Source organism: Mesorhizobium sp. M7A.F.Ca.US.006.01.1.1 (assembly GCF_003997935.1).
Taxonomy (GTDB): Bacteria; Pseudomonadota; Alphaproteobacteria; order Rhizobiales; family Rhizobiaceae; genus Mesorhizobium.
The window spans coordinates 57,320-74,118 of the sequence record NZ_RZQL01000001.1; the positions used below are offsets into that span (position 1 = coordinate 57,320).

The window sequence follows — 16,799 nt, forward strand, 5'->3', positions numbered from 1 at the left end:
CCGGTTTCTTTTTGGCTGTTGCCTGTGCAGCCAGATGAGCTTCGAGCGTCGTCACTCCATGACGGCGCTGTGGTCGATCTTGGCCGGCGTCGCCGGCTTGCGCAGCAACAGAACCAGCGGAATGGCGGCAAGCGACAGGATCATCATCAGCTTGAAGTCGTTCATGTAGCTGATGATCGTCGCCTGCAGCGTCACCACGCCGTCGAGCGCGGCGCGGCCCGCCGCGCTGTAAGGGTCCATTGCCTGGAAGATCGCCGGATTGCTGAACGCCTGGTTGTAGGGCGTCACATAGGTGGCGATGTTGGCGTGGTTGATCTGCACGTTCTGCGTCAACAGCGCGGTGACCACCGATATGCCGACGCTGGAGCCGATGTTTCGCGACAGATTGTAAAGGCCTGTACCTTCCGCGCGCCGCTCCGGCGCCAGCGTGGCGAAGGTGATGGTGGTCAGCGGCACGAACAGGAAGCCCAGGCCCGCGCCCTGGATGAAGCCGGTGCTGATGATCGTCCATTGCGAGACATCAGGGGTCCAGCCGGTCATGTCGTACATAGCCCAGGCGGTGACCAGCAGGCCGGCTAGAAGCAGCCAGCGTGTGTCCACCTTGCCGATCAGCCTGCCGACCAGGAACATGCAGGCCATGGTCCCAAGTCCACGCGGCCCCATGACGATGCCGGCCGTTACCACCGGATAGCCCATCAGCGTCTGCAGATAGGGCGTCATCAGGGCCAGCGAGGCCAGATAGGTGATGCCGATGATGAAGATGAAGATCATGCCGACGGCGAAGTTGCGGTCGAGGAACAGCCGCGGGTTCACGAAGGTGTTTTTGGCGGTGAAGGTGTGGACGAGGAAGATGTAGAAGGCCGACGCGCAGATCAGCGCCTCGACGATGATCTCGGACGACGAGAACCAGTTGAGCTGCTCGCCGCGATCGAGGAACATCTGCAGCGATGCGATGGTGACGCTGAGCATGCCGAAGCCCAGCCAGTCCAGCCTCGCCTTGAGGTCCGTCTTGGTTTCCTGGACGAACATCGAGACGCCGGCGAAGGCCAGGGCCCCGATCGGGACGTTGATGTAAAACACCCAGCGCCAGCTGACATTCTCGGTCAGCCAGCCGCCGATGACCGGCCCGAGCACCGGCCCGACCATCACCGAAACGCCGAACAGCGCCATCGCCGAGCCGCGCTCCTCGACGCTGTAGATGTCGAGCAGGATGCTCTGCGCCAGCGGCACCAAGGCCGCGCCGAACAGGCCTTGCAGCAGGCGGAAGCCGACGATCTGCGGCAGCGACTGCGCGAAGCCGCACAGCACCGAGGCGACGACGAAGCCGGTGATGGAGATCAAAAGGATGCGCTTGCGGCCGAAACGATTGGCAAGGTAGCCCGAAGGCGGCGTCATGACGGCCGCCGCTACGATGTAGGACGTCAGCACCCAGTTTATCTGGTCGGCGCTCGCCGAAACGCTGCCCTGGATATAGGGCAGCGCCACATTGGCGATGGTCGTGTCCAGTGCCTGCATGATCACGGCCAGGATCACGCAGGCGGTGATGGCGCCGCGATTGGCGATCACGCCACCTGTCGCGGACGCGCCGGTCATGACTTTTGTCCGAACCGGCCGAGGAGGTCCGTCACGAAGTCCGGCAGGCCGCGCGCATGGCCGGTATCGATGCCGACCACGACGCTCATCCCGCCACGCAACGGCGGCTTGCCCTGGAGGTCGTCCAACGTCACGCGCATCGGAATGCGTTGCACGACCTTGACCCAGTTGCCGGTGGTGTTCTGCGCCGGAAGCAAGGAGAAGCTCGACGACGACGCCGGGCTGATCGAGGCGACCGTGCCGTGCCAGACGGCACCGGGGTAGCTGTCGACGCTGATCGTCGCCGTCTGTCCCGGCCGCACATAGGTCAGTTCGGTTTCCTTCGGCTCCGCCGCGATCCACAGATCGGTCGCCGAAATCAGGCTGAACGCCGGCTGCGAAGCTGGCAGGTACTTGCCGACCTGAAGCGCGTCGACATTGGTGACAATGCCGTCGAACGGCGCCTTGACGATGGAATCGGCAAGGTTGCGCTGGGCGTCGTCCACAGCCGACTGGGCCTGGAGATAGAAGGGGTTCTTCTCCACCGGCTGGCTGGCGTCGCCGCCGAGCTGGGCAAGCGTCGCCTGTGCCTGCGCCTGGGCAACGGACACTTTCTGGCGGGCGGCGATGAGGTCGTGCTGGGCGCTGTCGAAGGTCGCCTTGGAGGAGGTGGAGGTCTTGAGCAGATCCTGCTGGCGCTGGAAAGCGGCCTCGTAATAGGGGATGTCGGCCTGCGCCTGCTCGATCAGCGCCTGCGACTGCTGATAACTCGCCTGCAGGGTCAGCACCTGGTTGCGCACCGTGCCGAGCTGCGCCTGGGCGGCGGCAAGAGCGGTTTCGAAAGAGGCCGGCCGCAGCCGGAAAAGCACCTGGTCCTTCTTCACCGCCTGGTTCTCGTGCACGTCGATCTCGGACACAGTGCCGGAGACATCGGTGGAAACGCCGAGCGACTGCGCCTGGATGTAGGCATTGTCGGTCGTCATGACCTGGCCGCCGATGACGTAGTAATAGCCGCCGACGACCAGCGCGACCGGAAGCAGGGCAAAAAGGATCGGCCGTGCTCGGCCGCGCTTGGGCTTGACCGGCGCCGGAGGCGCCACCGCAACCCCGGCCTGGCGTGGCTCCTTGGACGGAGCCTCGAGCGCCGCCGGCTCCAGGGCGACCGGTGCTTCGAGCTCGTCATTGTCGATGACGGTGCTGGCTCGCCTTTGCTCGCGTTCGCTGTCCAGTCGGATGACCTGGTCGCGCGCCCAGTCGGCGGCGGATCCTTCTTCTTCGACAGGCTTCTTTGGTGAGGTTGATTCAGCCATGTGTTTTCTCCCGGTCGGCGGCAGGCTGGGCGCAAGCCGCGAGCAGATTGGATTTGATGAGGGATAGGGTTTGCAGCAGATGCAGTTGCGCATCCGCGGAAAGGCCGACAAAGGCCTCGTCACGCGTCTTCTGCCCATTGCCGCGCATGATCTCGATGAGCGGATGGGCTTGCGGCGTCAGGTAAAGCAGCCATGCCCGGCGGTCGGTGGGATTGGGCCGGCGCTCGATGAAGCCGCTTGCTTCCATCTTGTCGAGCAGCCGGGCGAGCGTGATCGGCGTGATCTCGATAAGGTCCGCCAATTTGTTCTGGTGGATGCCTTCATGCAGGCTGAGATAGGCCAGCACCTGCCATTGGGCGCGGGTCAGCCCCGATGCCCGCGACCTCTGCTCGAACCGCTTTCGAAGCAGGCGCGCGACATCGTGCAGCACGAAGCTGATGTTGGGTGACGATGGCATGGGAGGTACTGAGGTTCTACGGCGCGACTTTTAGTGAGCATGCTTATTATCATCATGCACATAATCCCGCTGGACGCGGTGCGCAAGACGGACTAAGCCCGCCTGGAAAAAATGACGCATGGGCTGTGACCCACAAAAAGGCTCAGGTGGCAGGCCGTTGCCGGGCGAGGATACGACGATGAATTGGCTGAAGATTGCGACCGTGGCGGCCATTGCGGGATGGCCCGGCATTGCGCTCGCAAAGGACGCCGTCAGCTGCGGCGGCGCCGCCATGCTGGGTGGCGCGCAATTGAACTGCAGCCACGTCGAACCCCAGGCGCCGCCTCAGTTTTGCACCTATAGCTGGGCTCTCCACATACCGGCCGGCGACCAGAAAATCGTCGAAGGAACCTTTATGCTGCCGCCCGGTGCTGCGAATGTTACCGTCTATCAGGGCAGCGGTTTCGACAGTGCGCTGTCCGATCCGATCGTGATTTGCCGCGGCAGCAAATGAGCAAGGCCGTCAAGGAAAGCTCGCTCGTCGCCCGATTGGTGCTATAGGGCGGATCACGCTATTTTGAACGAGCGCATTCGAGTTTCGGATGCACCTGACGGCCATTTCTCTGACGGATTTCGACATGGACGGACCCAACCCAGACATCAAGCACCCGATCCCGATGCATACCCGCGTCGGCTTCCTCAAGGGGCTGGTGAACGCGCTGAACATCGAGATCGGCGACTTCACCTACTATGACGACCCGGACGGGCCGGACAAATTCGCCGAAAAATGCGTCCTGCATCATTATCCGTTCATAGGCGACAAGCTGATCATCGGCAGGTTCTGCGCCATCGCCGAGGGCGCGCGCTTCATCATGAACGGCGCCAACCACGCCATGTCCGGCTTTTCGACCTATCCGTTCAATATTTTCGGCCATGGCTGGGAAAAGGGCTTTGACCCGGCGACCTGGTCCAGGGAAGTGCGCGGCGACACGGTGGTCGGCAACGACGTCTGGATCGGCATGGAGGCGGTGATCCTGCCCGGGGTGGAAATCGGCCATGGCGCCATCATTGCCGCGAAGTCGGTGGTGACGCACGACGTGCCACCCTATGCAATCGTCGCCGGCAACGCGGCCAAGGTGGTGAAGATGCGTTTCGACGACCGGACAATCAGGCGGCTGCTGGCGGTGGCGTGGTGGGACTGGCCGGTGGACAAGGTCAGCCGCAACCTCGATGCTATCCGGGGTGCCAATATCTCTCTTCTGGAGGCAGCAGCTTGAACGCTCTGAACAGCAGCATAATCGGCACCGAACTGTTTACGCGAGGGTGGATCTTCATCCGCGGCGTGCCGGCCATGAAGTTCCTGCCGCCTGAAGGGCCGCCGGAAATCGCCTTTGCCGGCCGCTCGAATGTCGGCAAGTCGTCGCTGATCAACGCGCTGGTCAACCAGAAGGGGCTGGCGCGCACCTCCAACACGCCGGGGCGCACGCAGGAGCTCAACTATTTCGTGCCGGACGGATTTTCGGGTGAGGGCGCCGACCTGCCGCCCTTGGCGCTGGTCGACATGCCCGGCTATGGCTATGCCACCGCGCCGAAGGAAAAGGTCGACGAGTGGACCAAGCTGGTCTTCGACTATCTCAAGGGCCGCGTCACGCTGAAGCGCGTCTATGTGCTGATCGACGCCCGTCATGGCATCAAGGCCAAGGACGACGAAGTGCTGTCGCTGCTCGACAAGGCGGCGGTGTCCTACCAGATCGTGCTGACCAAGACCGACAAGATCAAGACTGCCGGTGTGCCGAGGCTGATCGAGGAGACGCTGGCAAAGATCAAGAAGCGGCCGGCGGCGTTCCCGTTCGTGCTGGCCACCTCTTCTGAAAAGGCCGAGGGCCTTCAGGAATTGCAGGCAGCCATCGTGCTTGCCGCCAATGGCGGCTAATGCATCTACCGCTTAGGGCGTGGCCTAGGGCTTGGCCTCGATAGCAATCGTCTGATGGCCTTCTTCCGCCACAAGCCTTTCGGTGCCGTAAGCCTTCAGGAACATGCTGACGCCTGACCTGACGATGCGGTCGATCTCGTCCTGGGTCGGGGCTTTGGTACGGTAGGCGAAGATGCACTGGCGGAACAGACCAGCCAGGCACAGTTCAGTGAACTGATAGGCGGCAAGATCGACATCGTCGATGCGCAGCAAGTCGCGCTCGATGGCGGCATTGAGAAAGGCCGCGACCTTGTCGTGGCCACGCTTGGGGCCGCGCTCGTAAAAACGCGCGCCCATATCGGGTATCCGGTCTGATGCCCCGATCACCGTGCGCTGCGCCTGGATGACCTTGGCCGACGTGATCTTGAGGGCCAGCACCTTGCCGAACTTCACCAGCGTCTCGCGCAGGTTGTCGGCGTTGTCCAGCACGTCATACATGTTCTTGAAGATGGTGCCGCGCTCTTCCTCGATCAGCGCCTCGAACAACTCTTCCTTGTTGGCGAAGTAGACGTAGATCGTACCCTTGGAGACACCGGCCTCGCGGGTGATGTCGTTCATCGAGGCGGCTTCGAAGCCCTTGTCGATGAAGACACGGCGGGCGCCGTCGATGATCTGGCTGCGCTTGACCGGATCCTGCCCCGCGGCCGGGCGGCCACGGCGCAAGCTTTCCAACAGGTCGTCGCACGACTCGTTTTCGACATTGGACGGGGTCTCGGCCATGAAAGTCACACCTCGAAAATAATTCGAACCAAGCGGTTCGATTGCCCTTGATATGGTCCTCTTTACGCGCTATGTCAACGGCCGGATCGAACCGAACGGTTCAGTATCATATTATAACTTTAGAGAGATGTCATGTCCTCGAACGCGCCGACCACTGCCGAAGTCCGTCCCTTCCCCAACGCCAAGGTTGCGCCGGCGACGGAAGCCCCGGAAGTGCCTGTCCAGCCTGTCTCGTCGCCACCGGCAGAGGCACCGGCCAAGAAGAAGCGTTCGGTGCGTTCCTTCCTGCTGCCGGTCATCGGCGTCGCCTTGCTGGGCGCCGGCGCTTGGTACGGTTACGACTACTGGACAACGGGCCGCTTCATGATCTCGACGGACGATGCCTATGTCCAGGCGGACATGGCGTTCATCTCGCCCAAGATTTCCGGCTATGTCGATCAGGTCAAGGTCAGCGAGAACCAGCTGGTCAAAGCCGGCGATCCGCTGCTCGTCGTCGATGACGGCGATTACAAGATTGCCGTCGCCCAGGCCGAGGCGCAGATCGCCACCTTGAGCAAGACGCTCGACCGTATCGACGCCCAGACCGACGCGGCCCGCGCCTCGCTGCAGCAGGCGAAGGCGCAGAAGGTCGCCGACCAGGCCGCGGCCGACAACGCAGCCAAGGTCGCGGCGCGCGCCTCGCAGCTGCTCAAGACCCATGTCGGCACGCAGGCGCAGCTGGACGACGCCCAGACCGCGGTCCAGCAGGCCGATGCCGCCCTTGTCGGCGCCGACGCACAGATCGCCGCCGCGCAAGCCAATATCGGCGTGCTGCAGGCGCAACGCGCGGAATCGGCGAGCACGCTGGCGTCCCTGCAGCTCAGCCATGACAAGGCGCTGCGCGATCTTTCCTTCACCGTGCTCAAGGCGCCTTATGACGGCATCGTCGGCAACCGCTCGGTCGAACAGGGCGACCTTGTCAGTCCCGGCCAGAAGCTCGCCGTCATCGTGCCGATGGACAAGCTCTACATCGTCGCCAACTTCAAGGAGACGCAGCTTGCCCGGCTGGTTCCTGGCGAGAAGGTCAAGATCTCGGTCGATGCGACCGACGGCCAGGACTTCGAGGGAACCGTCTCGTCGCTGGCGCCGGCTTCGGGTGCTGTGTTCTCGCTGCTGCCGCCCGAAAACGCCACCGGCAACTTCACCAAGGTCGTGCAGCGCGTTCCGGTCCGCATCGATGTGCCGGCAGATGTCCTGAAGAGCGGCAAACTGCGCGCCGGCCTGAGCGTCATCGTCGCCGTCGACAGCCGCACCGCCCCATCCGGGTCGGGCCCAGTGGCCGCGAACTGAGCGGCGGCCGGGGAGCAATGCCATGGCAACCGCAACCCTGACAGCAGGAGCACCGCCGGCGGGGCCGGCTGTGCCTGACACCATCTCGACGCGGCGCGTCATCGCCTTCCTGGCGATGGTGTTCGGCATGTTCATGGCCATCCTCGACATCCAGATCGTCTCCGCCTCCCTGTCGGAGATCCAGGCCGGCCTGAGCGCCAGCTCCGACGAAATCCCGTGGGTGCAGACCGCCTATCTGATCGCCGAAGTGGTGATGATCCCGCTGTCGGGCTTCCTCAGCCGGATGCTGTCGACACGCGTGCTGTTCACCATCTCGGCGGCGGGCTTCACCGCAGCCAGTGCGCTGGCGGCGACCGCCACCAACATCGACCAGATGATCGTCTACCGCGCCGTGCAGGGCTTCATCGGCGGCGGCATGATCCCGAGCGTCTTCGCCGCCGCCTTTACCATCTTCCCGCCCTCCCGCCGCGCCGTCGTCTCGCCGATGATCGGCCTCGTGGCGACGCTGGCGCCGACCATCGGCCCGACCGTCGGCGGCTATATCAGTCATGCCATGTCCTGGCATTGGCTGTTCCTGGTCAATGTCGTGCCCGGCATCCTGGTGACGACGGCGGCCTGGACGCTGATCGACTTCGACAAGCCCAACCTCAAGCTGTTCAGCAAGTTCGACTGGTGGGGTCTCGCCGGCATGGCGGCGTTCCTGGGCTGCATGGAATATGTGCTCGAGGAAGGCCCCAACAATGACTGGCTGCAGGACCAGGGCGTTTTCATCTGCGCCATCGTCATGACCATCGGCGCGGTGCTGTTCTTCTGGCGCGTGTTCACCGCCGAGGAGCCGATCGTCGATCTGAAGGCCTTCACCAACATCAACTTCGCCTTCGGTTCGCTGTTTTCCTTCGTCATCGGCATCGGCCTCTACGGCCTGACCTATCTCTATCCGGTGTTCCTCGGGCGCATCCGCGGCTACGATTCGATGATGATCGGCGAGGCTCTGTTCGTCAGCGGCCTGGCGATGTTCTTCACCGCGCCGATCTCGGGCATCCTGTCGAACAAGATGGACCCGCGCCTGATGATGATGGTCGGCTTCTTCGGCTTCGCCACCGGCACCTGGTGGATGACGCATCTGACCGCCGACTGGGATTTCTATGAGCTGCTCATCCCGCAGATCCTGCGCGGCTGTTCGATGATGCTGTGCATGGTGCCGATCAACAACATCGCGCTCGGCACGCTGCCGCCCGAGCGGCTGAAGAATGCGTCGGGCCTGTTCAACCTCACCCGCAACCTTGGCGGTGCTGTTGGCCTTGCCCTGATCAACACCGTGCTGATCGACCGCAACGCCTTCCACTACGCAAGGCTCTCCGAGCATGTGCAATGGGGCAGTGAAGCAGCACAGACCAAGCTGCAGAACATGACGCTCAATTTCGAGCAGACCCCTGGCCTCGACGCGACAAGTGCCGCGATCTCCAAGCTGTCGGGCATGGTCCAGCAGCAGGCGGCGCTGCTGTCCTTCATGGACGTGTTCTTCATGCTGACGGTGCTGTTTGCGACGCTTGGCCTGTTCACCATGCTGATCCGCAAGCCGGCCGCAGCGGGTGGAGGAGGTGGTGGCGGCCACTGATACCGGAGCAATTCCAGGAAAAGCGCGTAGCGCTTTCCCTTGGAGGTTGCGACAAAACAAAGATACGTGGGCAGCCGTTTCGGGAAGCTCCTCCAGTCCACGCCCGAAGCTCTGACCGCGCAAAAAACTCCGGGCCGCAAGCCCGGGGTTTTTTGCATTCCAGTTTATGGTCTCAGGCCGTGGCGGGCTTGAAGGTCAGCGCGACACCGTTGATGCAGTGGCGCAGGCCGGTCGGCGCCGGGCCGTCGTCGAAGACGTGGCCGAGATGGCCGCCGCAGCGGCGGCAATGCGCCTCGGTACGCGTCATGCCGAGCGAGCGGTCCACGGTCGTGCCGATCGCCTTGGGTATCTCTTGCCAGAAGCTCGGCCAGCCGGTGCCGGAATCGAATTTCGTCTCCGACGAATAGACCGGCAGGTCGCAGCCGGCACAAGCGAAAATGCCCTTGCGGTGTTCGTTGAGCAGGGGGCTGGTGCCGGGGTACTCCGTGCCTTCCTTGCGCAGCACGTCGAAGGCGGCCGGCGACAGGATGGCTTTCCACTCGGCGTCGGTCTTGGTGATCTCGAACGTCTCGGCCGCTTGCGCTGCCTGCGGATCGCTCATGCGAAGCATCGTTGCCGCGGCCCCGATCACGCCGATGGCGGCGGCACCGCTCAAAAGAAAGTCGCGACGGTTCATGACCAGTTCCTCCTGTTGTCTCTTTGCCAAACTATACCGCCGCGCGGAAATCAAAAGCCGGTGACGGCGGCCCTCGAACGAACACTCCGCGCCGTCCCACGTCTGCACGTGGACGACGCGGAGTGCGCGGGTCAATTGCGGATCACGGGAGCGGGATCGTGCAATCGACGGAGGGCCCTTGCTGCCAGTTCGACGGCAGCAAGCCCCTTGTTACATCTTCGGCAAAAGAACCTTGTCGATGACGTGGATGACGCCATTGGACTGTTCGACATCGGCGATCGTCACATTGGCGACATTGCCGTTCTCGTCGGTGACCGTGACCTTGCCGCCGTCGGCCTTGAGCGACAGCTCGCAGCCGCCGACCGTCTTGACCTTGTGGGTGCCGCCGTCAGCCTTGGCCATCGCGGCGACATCCGCCCCCATCGCCTTGGCGCCGATGACATGGCAGGTCAGGATCTTGGTGAGCTTGTCCTTGTTTTCGGGCTTGAGCAGCGTCTCGACCGTGCCGGCCGGAAGGGCTGCGAAGGCTTCGTTGGTCGGCGCGAACACGGTGAACGGACCGGCGCCCTGCAGTGTCTCGACGAGGCCGGCGGCCTTCACGGCGGCGACCAGCGTGGTGTGGTCCTTCGAGTTCACGGCGTTCTCGACGATGTTTTTGTTGGCATACATCGCGGCGCCGCCAACCATCGGGTTTTCGGCATGGGCGGCGGTGGCAAGGGCCGAAACGGCGATCGTACCGGCGAGCAAAAGGGTGGCGTATCTACGCATGATGTCAAACTCCTCGGGTTTTTCTCTTCCCACTTTTGGGGACGCGAGGAGATACGGAACAAAATCGCCCGAGTTTCAGAAATATCGTGATTTTTGATTTTATCTCCGGCGCCAGAGGGATTTTCTCGAGCAATCGGTCACCGGCCGACATGCTGTCTATGAGCATGGTCAGTGAAGGATAGACTTATGATAGTCTGTTGTGATTTTTCAGGCGCGTAGAGCCGGTCAGATGCTCTTCAGATCGCCGGCGGCGACCACCGGTCCGGTCGGCTGTCCGGTCGGCGAACCGCCTGACGGCTCGAGGCTGACGGCAAGCACCGCGCCCTGGGCAAGTTTCTGCTGGGCCGCCGGCGAGACGACGATGTGCGCCGTTGCACCTGCCGGAATGACGCCCATCGAGACCGGCGGGCTCTTGCCCTCGATCATCCACAGCTCGAAGTCCTTGCCGGAAGCACGCTCACCGGAGACATGCGACAGGCCGACTTCGTGATGCGCGGCGTCGTAGACCGCAAGATATCTGACGTCGCTGCCTTCGGCGGCCAGCGAAGCGACGAGGCGCGCCTGCGGCTGCTCGACCGGCGGGTTGAGGACTGGCACGGCGATGTAAATCGCCAGTGCCGCAACCGCGGCCGCGGCAAGACCGCGCCAGAAGGCGAGGCTGGACCACAGGCCGCCACGCGATTCGGCGGGCGTGGTCACGGCGGCAGCGTTCGCGAACAGGCGGCGGTCGACTGCGGTCTTCACCGAAACCGGCGGCTCGACTTCCCGATAGGCGGCGGCAAGCGGTGAGAGACTGACCTCCCAGCCCTCGACAAGACGAGCGAAAACCGTATCCGCATCGATGCGGCGGGAGACGATCTGGCGTTCGTCGGCATCGAGCACGCCGAGAACGTATTCGGCGGCGAGCAGGTCGTCGCCTCCACGTTCCGGTCCTGTGTCTTCTGCTAGCGTCATCTTTCCAGACATTCTCTGAGTTTCAACAGGCTGCGGCGCAGCCATGTACGCATCGTGTTCAGCGGCACGCCATGGCGCTCCGCCAGTTCGGCATAGCTCTCGCCCTTGAGATAGGCGCCCCGGACGGCGGCTGCCCGGTCCTTCTCCAACTCATCGAGACAATGGTGGATACGTTCGGATTCGTCGCCCGCCACCGCCATCGCTTCAGGCCCCGGCGCCGGATCGGCCACGTCGAGCGCGGCATCGATGTCTGCGGCAGGCTTGCGCCGCGCCCTGATGCGATCGATCGCATGGTTGCGCGCTATCGCCACCAGCCAGGAGATCGGGCTTAGATCGGAGACCGCAAAACGATCCGCCTTCGTCCATATCTTGACGAAGACTTCCTGTAGCGCTTCTTCCGCATCTCCCCGGTCGTTCAATACACGAAGACAGACGCCAAAAAGTTTCGCGCTGGTCTGCCGGTAAAGCAGATCGAACGCGGCCCGATCCTTCATCGAAGTCCGGACGATCAGCTTGGTGATGTCCTGCGGCGTCATCTGCGGCAAGTTAGGCGATTGCAATGTATTTGCAACGGCGGAAATAACCTTGTGCACGCCCAAGCCTTGCGTGTCGCCAACCCGGATCTATCCCTCGATTGCCAATGAAGTCGCCACTGGCTAGCTTGCTGGCGGTGATGGGGGCGGGCATGTCGGTTGAACATACACTGTGGGCGCAAGACGCGACCGGTCTCGCCGATCTGGTCCACAAGGGCGAGGTTTCGGCCGTCGAGCTGACCGACGCCGCGATTGCCCGCGCCGAGGCCACCCGTCCCGACATCAATGCCACGGCCGAACCGCTCTACGATGCCGCGCGGGCCCGCGCCAAGACCGTCGACCCTTCGCTGCCGCTGGCCGGTGTTCCCTTCGCCATCAAGGATCTCGGCATCGCCATCAGGGGCGTGCCGACGCATGGCGGCAGCCGCATTCCGGCATGGCTGGCCGATGTCAATTCGGTGCTGACCGACCGCTACATCGCTGCCGGACTTATCCCGATCGTCACCTCGACATCGCCGGAGCACGGGCTTCGATTGATGACCGAATCCAGGGCCTTCGGCATCACCCGCAATCCGTGGAACACCGGTCACACCAGCGGCGGCTCGTCGGGTGGTGCGGCTGCACTGGTCGCAGCCGGCGTAGTGCCGGTGGCACATGCCTCCGATGGCGGCGGCTCGATCCGCGTGCCTGCCGCCTGCACCGGGCTTGTCGGCCTGAAGACGTCGCGCGGCCGCACACCGCTGACGCCGCTGGTGAGCGAAAGCTGGTACGGCATGGTCGTCGACCATGCGCTCACCCGTTCGGTGCGTGATTGCGCGCTGCTGCTCGACCTCACCCATGGGTCCGATCCTCTGTCGCCCTATGCCGCGCCGCCGCCGAAGGGCACGTTCGCGGCCGCTGCCGCGCGCGATCCCGGCAAGCTCAGCCTGGCCGTGTACCGCAAATCCCCGCTTGGCCTGCCGATCTCGGACGAGACGCTCAAGGCGCTCGACACGGCGATGGCGCTTGCCCGCGAGGGCGGCCACACGGTCGAGGAGATCGACCTGCCCTTTATCGGCCGCGATTTCTTCGCCGATTTCTGCAGGACGGTTGCCTCCGCCGTCGCCGGCACGATGCGCGCGGAAGCGCTGCGCGTCGGCCGTTCCGTTACGGGTGACATCGAGCGGGCGACGCGGGTGCTCGCCCGCTTCGGCGAAATAGTGTCGGCCGGCGAGACCTATGCCGACCTGCAGCGGCTGCATGCCGCCTCGCGGCAGCTGATTTCGGAGACCGCGCAGTATGATGCCGTGCTGATGCCGGTCATTGCCCACCCGCCGCTCGCCTGCGGCGCCATGGATCCGAAAGGCGCCGACGAGCTCATCGAGAACCTGCTCGACAAGCTTCACCTGACACCCTTGCTGAAGCTGAAGCCGTTCTTCGGCCAGCTGATGGACAAGAGCCTCTGGTTCACCCATTGGCCGGCGATCCAGAATGTCAGCGGCCAGCCGTCGATCGCGCTGCCGGTCCATGTCACCGACGCCGGCCTGCCGATCGGCATCCAGGCGGCCGGCCGTCCGGGCGACGAGGAGACGCTTTTGTCGCTCGCCGCGCAGATGGAGAAGATCTCGGGTTGGCTGGACCGCAGGGCGCCGCTGATGGTGCCGACACGATGACGAGGTCGTGAAGCGCTTGAATATGACAGCAAAGCCATTTGCGGGCGGCGCCAATTCCCGCTAAGACGCCGCCGTCCTTACCTGATGCATGTCGCCCAAAAGGGTCCAGGGGTTTTGGGACAACGACGTGCTTAAAATAAAAAGCCGGGAACCAAGCCGATGACGGAAATAACCGCCACCGCCGAAATGCAGGCAGCCCTGTTGTCGCGGGCGCTGCCCTACATGCAGCGCTACGAGCACAAGACGGTCGTGGTGAAATATGGCGGCCATGCCATGGGCGACATCGAGCTCGGCAAGGCCTTCGCGCGCGACATCGCGCTGCTCAAGCAGTCCGGCGTCAACCCGATCGTCGTCCATGGCGGCGGCCCGCAGATCGGCGCCATGCTGGCCAAGATGGGCATCGAATCGAAGTTCGAGGGCGGCCTGCGCGTCACCGACCAGAAGACGGTCGAGATCGTCGAAATGGTGCTGGCCGGTTCGATCAACAAGGAGATCGTCGCGCTGATCAACGCCGAGGGCGAATGGGCGATCGGTCTCTGCGGCAAGGACGGCAACATGGTTTTCGCCGAAAAGGCTCGCAAGACCATGATCGACCCGGACTCCAACATCGAGCGCGTGCTCGATCTCGGCTTCGTCGGCGAGCCGGTCGAGGTCGACCGCACCTTGCTCGATCTTCTGGCACGCTCCGAAATGATTCCGGTGCTGGCGCCGGTGGCGCCAGGCCGCGACGGCCACACCTACAACATCAATGCCGACACCTTCGCCGGCGCCATTGCCGGCGCCTGCCAGGCGACGCGCCTGCTGTTCCTCACCGACGTGCCGGGTGTGCTCGACAAGAACAAGAAGCTGATCGACGAACTGACCGTGGCCGAGGCCAAGGCGCTGATCAAGGACGGCACGGTCTCGGGCGGCATGATCCCCAAGGTCGAGACCTGCATCGAAGCGATCGAACGCGGTGTCGAAGGCGTCGTCATCCTCAACGGCAAGACGCCGCATGCCGTGCTGTTGGAACTGTTCACCGAGCACGGTGCCGGCACGCTGATCGTGCCTTGATGGGCTCGTCAGCCGGCTAACTTTTTCGCCTCGGAATCTTCAATATTGCCGATGATGGGAATGGCGGGCTTTCTGGCGGGGCGTCGAACGGACATCGATTCCTCCTCGGCGTCCTGCGGCGCGCCCCAGAATTCGGCCAGCGTCGGGCCGTCCTTCACCCTGATGTCGCGGACCAGAAAGCCCCAGACCTCGCGGAACCAGACCCGGCGGCCCATCTGCGTGTACCAGCGCATCGAATGGCGCTGCTCGGGATCCTTGTGGAACAGGATGCGGGCCAGCGCCTTCGGCCGTGATTGCACCGCCAGCTCGATCAGTTTGACGCTGAAGAACAGCATCCAGGGTTTTAGCCGGGTCATTTGCAGCACCTGGTGCTTGTAGTCCCACAGGCGCGCATCCTGCTGGATCACCTTGCGATCCCGCGCGATGCGGAAGAACGGCGTCCAGCGATGCGGCGTCACATAAAGCGCCTGGATCTGGTCCGGGTCGTAGGCGATGAGCTGGCGAAAGCCGCGCCACAGGTCGCGAAACCCTTCGTCCTCGAAGCCGGCCACCCAGGTCGCCATCGACAGGATGCCGTTGAGGCGCAGCAGCCTTATCGCCTCGCGGTCGGATGAGATGCTGCCGCCCTTGCGGATCAATTGCAGCGTCTGCTCGTCGGTGTTTTCCATGCCGAGCAGCCAGCGGATGACACCGGCCTTGCGGTAGAGATGCAGGATGTCGGCATCGCGCACGATGTCGTCGGCACGGGTCGAACCGACGATCAGCACCGGCACGTTCTCGGCGATAAGGGCGTCGAGGAAGGCACGCCAGGCCTTCTTCGAGACCGTCGGATTCTCGTCGGCGAGATTGATCAGCTCGATGCCGTGCTCGCGGTGCAGCCAGGCGATCTCCCTGGCGAATTTCACCGGATCGCGATGCCGCCAGCGGGTCCAGAAGCCGCGCTGGCCGCAATAGTTGCACAGATGCGGGCAGCCGCGCGAAAACTGCATGACCACGGCGCGCTTGCCGCCCCAGTAGCTGTAACTGGTATGGTCGATCAGCTCCCAGCCGACGCGGTAGGCGTCGAGCTCGGCAATGGTCATGGCCGCCTGTGTGGCGACGGGACGGCTGAGATCGTCGCGATAGGCAATGCCGGCCACGCTCGCCGGCGGCTGGCGCATTTCCACCGCCTCGACCAGCGCCACGACGGTCGCTTCTCCCTCGCCGCGCACGATGAAGTCGAAGGCATCGGTGGCGGCCAGGATGTCGCGCCAATGATAGGTCGGGAAAACGCCGCCATAGACGATGATGGTCGCCGGCTCCCGCTGCTTGATCTGCTCAGCGATCAGCAAGGCGGTCGGGTGCGCCGAGGTCGAGCCGGAATGGCCGATCAGGACGAAGTCGGGGTGGTCCTCCAGTGCGTTGCGTACGACGTCATCGAGCGGCATCGGCCCAAACTCGGCGTCGACGAGCCGCACCTGATGGCCGGCATCGATCAGCGGTCCGCCGATCGCCAGCAGACCGAGCGGCGGCAGGTGATCGTCGGGCACGCGGCTGCCGATGGCGGTGTGCGGCGGATTGATCAGGACGATTTTCATGGCGGACCTCTGGGCGGTTGGTCCGCGCAAGCTGGCCGGCGATGTGGACACGCGCTTGGCCCGTTTCAGCAGTTTGCGTGCAGCTTTTCCCCAAGGAGTGCGAAGAGAGGCATTGTCATCGCCTGAGATGCCCGAGCGGCACATGGCCCGGCCCCTTGATGTTCTGCAGCACCAACTGCGTGTGGACGTCGCGCACGCCGTCGAGCCGCATCAGCCGGTGCATGACGAAGGCGTTGAGTTCGTCGACCGACGGCACCATGACATGCAGCAGAAAGTCATGGTCGCCAGTCATCGTCCAGCACGAGGACACCTCGTCCATGCGCTGCACGGCGGCGATGAAGCTTTCGGGCGAGCCGTCGCTGTGGCTGACCAGGCGCACCTGGATGAACACCTCGACCATCAGGCCGACCGCGCGGCGGCTGATCACCGCGGCAAATCCCTTGATGATGCCGGCCTCCTGCAGCGCCTCGAAGCGCCGCGCGCACGGCGTCGTCGACAGGCCGATCTCTTGCGCCAGTTCGGAAACCGGCTTGCGCCCGTCGCGCTGCAGGACTTCGAGCATCTTGATCTCGAAATCGTCGAATTGAGGCATTTTCACTCCGATAGAGGGTTTTGTGAGTGGATGTTAT

The 16,799-nt window shown here is 63.7% G+C and carries 17 protein-coding genes; 7 read left to right on the forward strand and 10 right to left on the reverse strand.

Going from position 1 to position 16,799, the window contains the following annotated elements; all coding sequences use genetic code 11:
• Positions 1-51: 51 nt before the first annotated feature.
• From EN943_RS00305 to EN943_RS00315, 3 genes are read right to left on the reverse strand one after another with little or no spacing between them, the layout of a single operon-like run.
• Complete coding sequence (locus EN943_RS00305; protein ID WP_127411033.1) at positions 52-1,593, reverse strand: DHA2 family efflux MFS transporter permease subunit; 1,542 nt, start codon at positions 1,591-1,593, stop codon at positions 52-54.
• On the reverse strand, positions 1,590-2,882 hold the full coding sequence (locus tag EN943_RS00310; RefSeq protein WP_127411034.1) for an HlyD family secretion protein: 1,293 nt from the start codon (positions 2,880-2,882) through the stop codon (positions 1,590-1,592). The genes EN943_RS00305 and EN943_RS00310 overlap by 4 nt, the downstream gene beginning before the upstream one ends.
• On the reverse strand, positions 2,875-3,339 hold the full coding sequence (locus EN943_RS00315; protein ID WP_127411035.1) for a MarR family transcriptional regulator: 465 nt from the start codon (positions 3,337-3,339) through the stop codon (positions 2,875-2,877). Before EN943_RS00315 ends, EN943_RS00310 begins: the two co-directional genes overlap by 8 nt.
• Positions 3,340-3,517: 178 nt before the next feature.
• Between EN943_RS00315 and EN943_RS00320 the strand changes: the two genes are divergently transcribed.
• The 3 genes from EN943_RS00320 (at position 3,518) to yihA (ending at position 5,251) form a co-directional block, all read left to right on the forward strand.
• Positions 3,518-3,832 carry a hypothetical protein gene (locus tag EN943_RS00320; RefSeq protein WP_127411036.1) on the forward strand — a complete coding sequence of 105 codons (315 nt, stop codon included), beginning with the start codon at positions 3,518-3,520 and terminating at the stop codon, positions 3,830-3,832.
• Between the two features lie 124 nt (positions 3,833-3,956).
• Positions 3,957-4,595, forward strand: coding sequence for a CatB-related O-acetyltransferase (locus EN943_RS00325; RefSeq protein WP_164778013.1), 639 nt, complete (start codon positions 3,957-3,959; stop codon positions 4,593-4,595).
• Entirely contained in the window at positions 4,592-5,251 is a 660-nt protein-coding gene (yihA, locus tag EN943_RS00330; RefSeq protein WP_024502094.1) for a ribosome biogenesis GTP-binding protein YihA/YsxC, read from the forward strand. The genes EN943_RS00325 and yihA overlap by 4 nt, the downstream gene beginning before the upstream one ends.
• Positions 5,252-5,275: 24 nt before the next feature.
• Here yihA and EN943_RS00335 read toward each other — a convergent pair whose 3' ends face one another.
• Positions 5,276-6,010, reverse strand: coding sequence for a TetR/AcrR family transcriptional regulator (locus EN943_RS00335; RefSeq protein WP_127411038.1), 735 nt, complete (start codon positions 6,008-6,010; stop codon positions 5,276-5,278).
• A gap of 132 nt (positions 6,011-6,142) precedes the next feature.
• On the opposite strand from EN943_RS00335, the gene EN943_RS00340 reads away from it, so the two are divergent.
• Positions 6,143-7,339, forward strand: a complete 1,197-nt coding sequence (locus EN943_RS00340) for an HlyD family secretion protein (RefSeq protein ID WP_127411039.1) — start codon at positions 6,143-6,145, stop codon at positions 7,337-7,339.
• Between the two features lie 22 nt (positions 7,340-7,361).
• Complete coding sequence (locus EN943_RS00345) at positions 7,362-8,957, forward strand: DHA2 family efflux MFS transporter permease subunit (RefSeq protein ID WP_127411040.1); 1,596 nt, start codon at positions 7,362-7,364, stop codon at positions 8,955-8,957.
• Between the two features lie 172 nt (positions 8,958-9,129).
• Here EN943_RS00345 and msrB read toward each other — a convergent pair whose 3' ends face one another.
• The 4 genes from msrB to EN943_RS00365 all read right to left on the reverse strand — a co-directional run bounded on the left by msrB (position 9,130) and on the right by EN943_RS00365 (position 11,891).
• Positions 9,130-9,633 carry a peptide-methionine (R)-S-oxide reductase MsrB gene (gene msrB, locus EN943_RS00350; protein WP_127411041.1) on the reverse strand — a complete coding sequence of 168 codons (504 nt, stop codon included), beginning with the start codon at positions 9,631-9,633 and terminating at the stop codon, positions 9,130-9,132.
• Between the two features lie 210 nt (positions 9,634-9,843).
• Positions 9,844-10,401, reverse strand: a complete 558-nt coding sequence (locus EN943_RS00355; protein WP_127411042.1) for a fasciclin domain-containing protein — start codon at positions 10,399-10,401, stop codon at positions 9,844-9,846.
• A 225-nt stretch (positions 10,402-10,626) separates the two neighbouring features.
• Positions 10,627-11,355 carry an anti-sigma factor gene (locus EN943_RS00360; protein ID WP_127411043.1) on the reverse strand — a complete coding sequence of 243 codons (729 nt, stop codon included), beginning with the start codon at positions 11,353-11,355 and terminating at the stop codon, positions 10,627-10,629.
• Positions 11,352-11,891 (reverse strand): sigma-70 family RNA polymerase sigma factor, encoded by a 540-nt coding sequence (locus tag EN943_RS00365; protein WP_013528490.1) that lies wholly within the window; start codon positions 11,889-11,891, stop codon positions 11,352-11,354. Before EN943_RS00365 ends, EN943_RS00360 begins: the two co-directional genes overlap by 4 nt.
• Before the next feature lie 149 nt (positions 11,892-12,040).
• Here EN943_RS00365 and EN943_RS00370 point away from each other — a divergent pair, with 149 nt between their 5' ends.
• Together EN943_RS00370 and argB are read left to right on the forward strand one after the other, a co-directional pair.
• Complete coding sequence (locus EN943_RS00370) at positions 12,041-13,540, forward strand: amidase (protein WP_127411044.1); 1,500 nt, start codon at positions 12,041-12,043, stop codon at positions 13,538-13,540.
• A 159-nt stretch (positions 13,541-13,699) separates the two neighbouring features.
• Positions 13,700-14,593: an acetylglutamate kinase gene (argB, locus tag EN943_RS00375; RefSeq protein ID WP_013528489.1), complete on the forward strand. Its 894-nt coding sequence runs from the start codon at positions 13,700-13,702 to the stop codon at positions 14,591-14,593.
• A gap of 8 nt (positions 14,594-14,601) precedes the next feature.
• Here argB and bchE read toward each other — a convergent pair whose 3' ends face one another.
• Both bchE and EN943_RS00385 read right to left on the reverse strand, forming a co-directional pair.
• Complete coding sequence (gene bchE / locus EN943_RS00380; protein ID WP_127411045.1) at positions 14,602-16,170, reverse strand: magnesium-protoporphyrin IX monomethyl ester anaerobic oxidative cyclase; 1,569 nt, start codon at positions 16,168-16,170, stop codon at positions 14,602-14,604.
• Between the two features lie 115 nt (positions 16,171-16,285).
• The gene (locus EN943_RS00385) at positions 16,286-16,762 is read right to left on the reverse strand and encodes an Lrp/AsnC family transcriptional regulator (protein ID WP_127411046.1); all 477 of its coding nucleotides are present in this window, start codon (positions 16,760-16,762) and stop codon (positions 16,286-16,288) included.
• Positions 16,763-16,799 lie beyond the last annotated feature (37 nt).

Coding starts and splice junctions, on each gene's coding strand:
- EN943_RS00305 (WP_127411033.1), bottom strand. CDS start 1,593: ATGACCGGCGCGTCCGCGACAGGTGGCGTGATCGCCAATCGCGGCGCC.
- EN943_RS00310 (WP_127411034.1), bottom strand. CDS start 2,882: ATGGCTGAATCAACCTCACCAAAGAAGCCTGTCGAAGAAGAAGGATCC.
- EN943_RS00315 (WP_127411035.1), bottom strand. CDS start 3,339: ATGCCATCGTCACCCAACATCAGCTTCGTGCTGCACGATGTCGCGCGC.
- EN943_RS00320 (WP_127411036.1), top strand. CDS start 3,518: ATGAATTGGCTGAAGATTGCGACCGTGGCGGCCATTGCGGGATGGCCC.
- EN943_RS00325 (WP_164778013.1), top strand. CDS start 3,957: ATGGACGGACCCAACCCAGACATCAAGCACCCGATCCCGATGCATACC.
- EN943_RS00335 (WP_127411038.1), bottom strand. CDS start 6,010: ATGGCCGAGACCCCGTCCAATGTCGAAAACGAGTCGTGCGACGACCTG.
- EN943_RS00340 (WP_127411039.1), top strand. CDS start 6,143: ATGTCCTCGAACGCGCCGACCACTGCCGAAGTCCGTCCCTTCCCCAAC.
- EN943_RS00345 (WP_127411040.1), top strand. CDS start 7,362: ATGGCAACCGCAACCCTGACAGCAGGAGCACCGCCGGCGGGGCCGGCT.
- msrB (WP_127411041.1), bottom strand. CDS start 9,633: ATGAACCGTCGCGACTTTCTTTTGAGCGGTGCCGCCGCCATCGGCGTG.
- EN943_RS00355 (WP_127411042.1), bottom strand. CDS start 10,401: ATGCGTAGATACGCCACCCTTTTGCTCGCCGGTACGATCGCCGTTTCG.
- EN943_RS00360 (WP_127411043.1), bottom strand. CDS start 11,355: ATGACGCTAGCAGAAGACACAGGACCGGAACGTGGAGGCGACGACCTG.
- EN943_RS00365 (WP_013528490.1), bottom strand. CDS start 11,891: ATGACGCCGCAGGACATCACCAAGCTGATCGTCCGGACTTCGATGAAG.
- EN943_RS00370 (WP_127411044.1), top strand. CDS start 12,041: ATGTCGGTTGAACATACACTGTGGGCGCAAGACGCGACCGGTCTCGCC.
- argB (WP_013528489.1), top strand. CDS start 13,700: ATGACGGAAATAACCGCCACCGCCGAAATGCAGGCAGCCCTGTTGTCG.
- bchE (WP_127411045.1), bottom strand. CDS start 16,170: ATGAAAATCGTCCTGATCAATCCGCCGCACACCGCCATCGGCAGCCGC.
- EN943_RS00385 (WP_127411046.1), bottom strand. CDS start 16,762: ATGCCTCAATTCGACGATTTCGAGATCAAGATGCTCGAAGTCCTGCAG.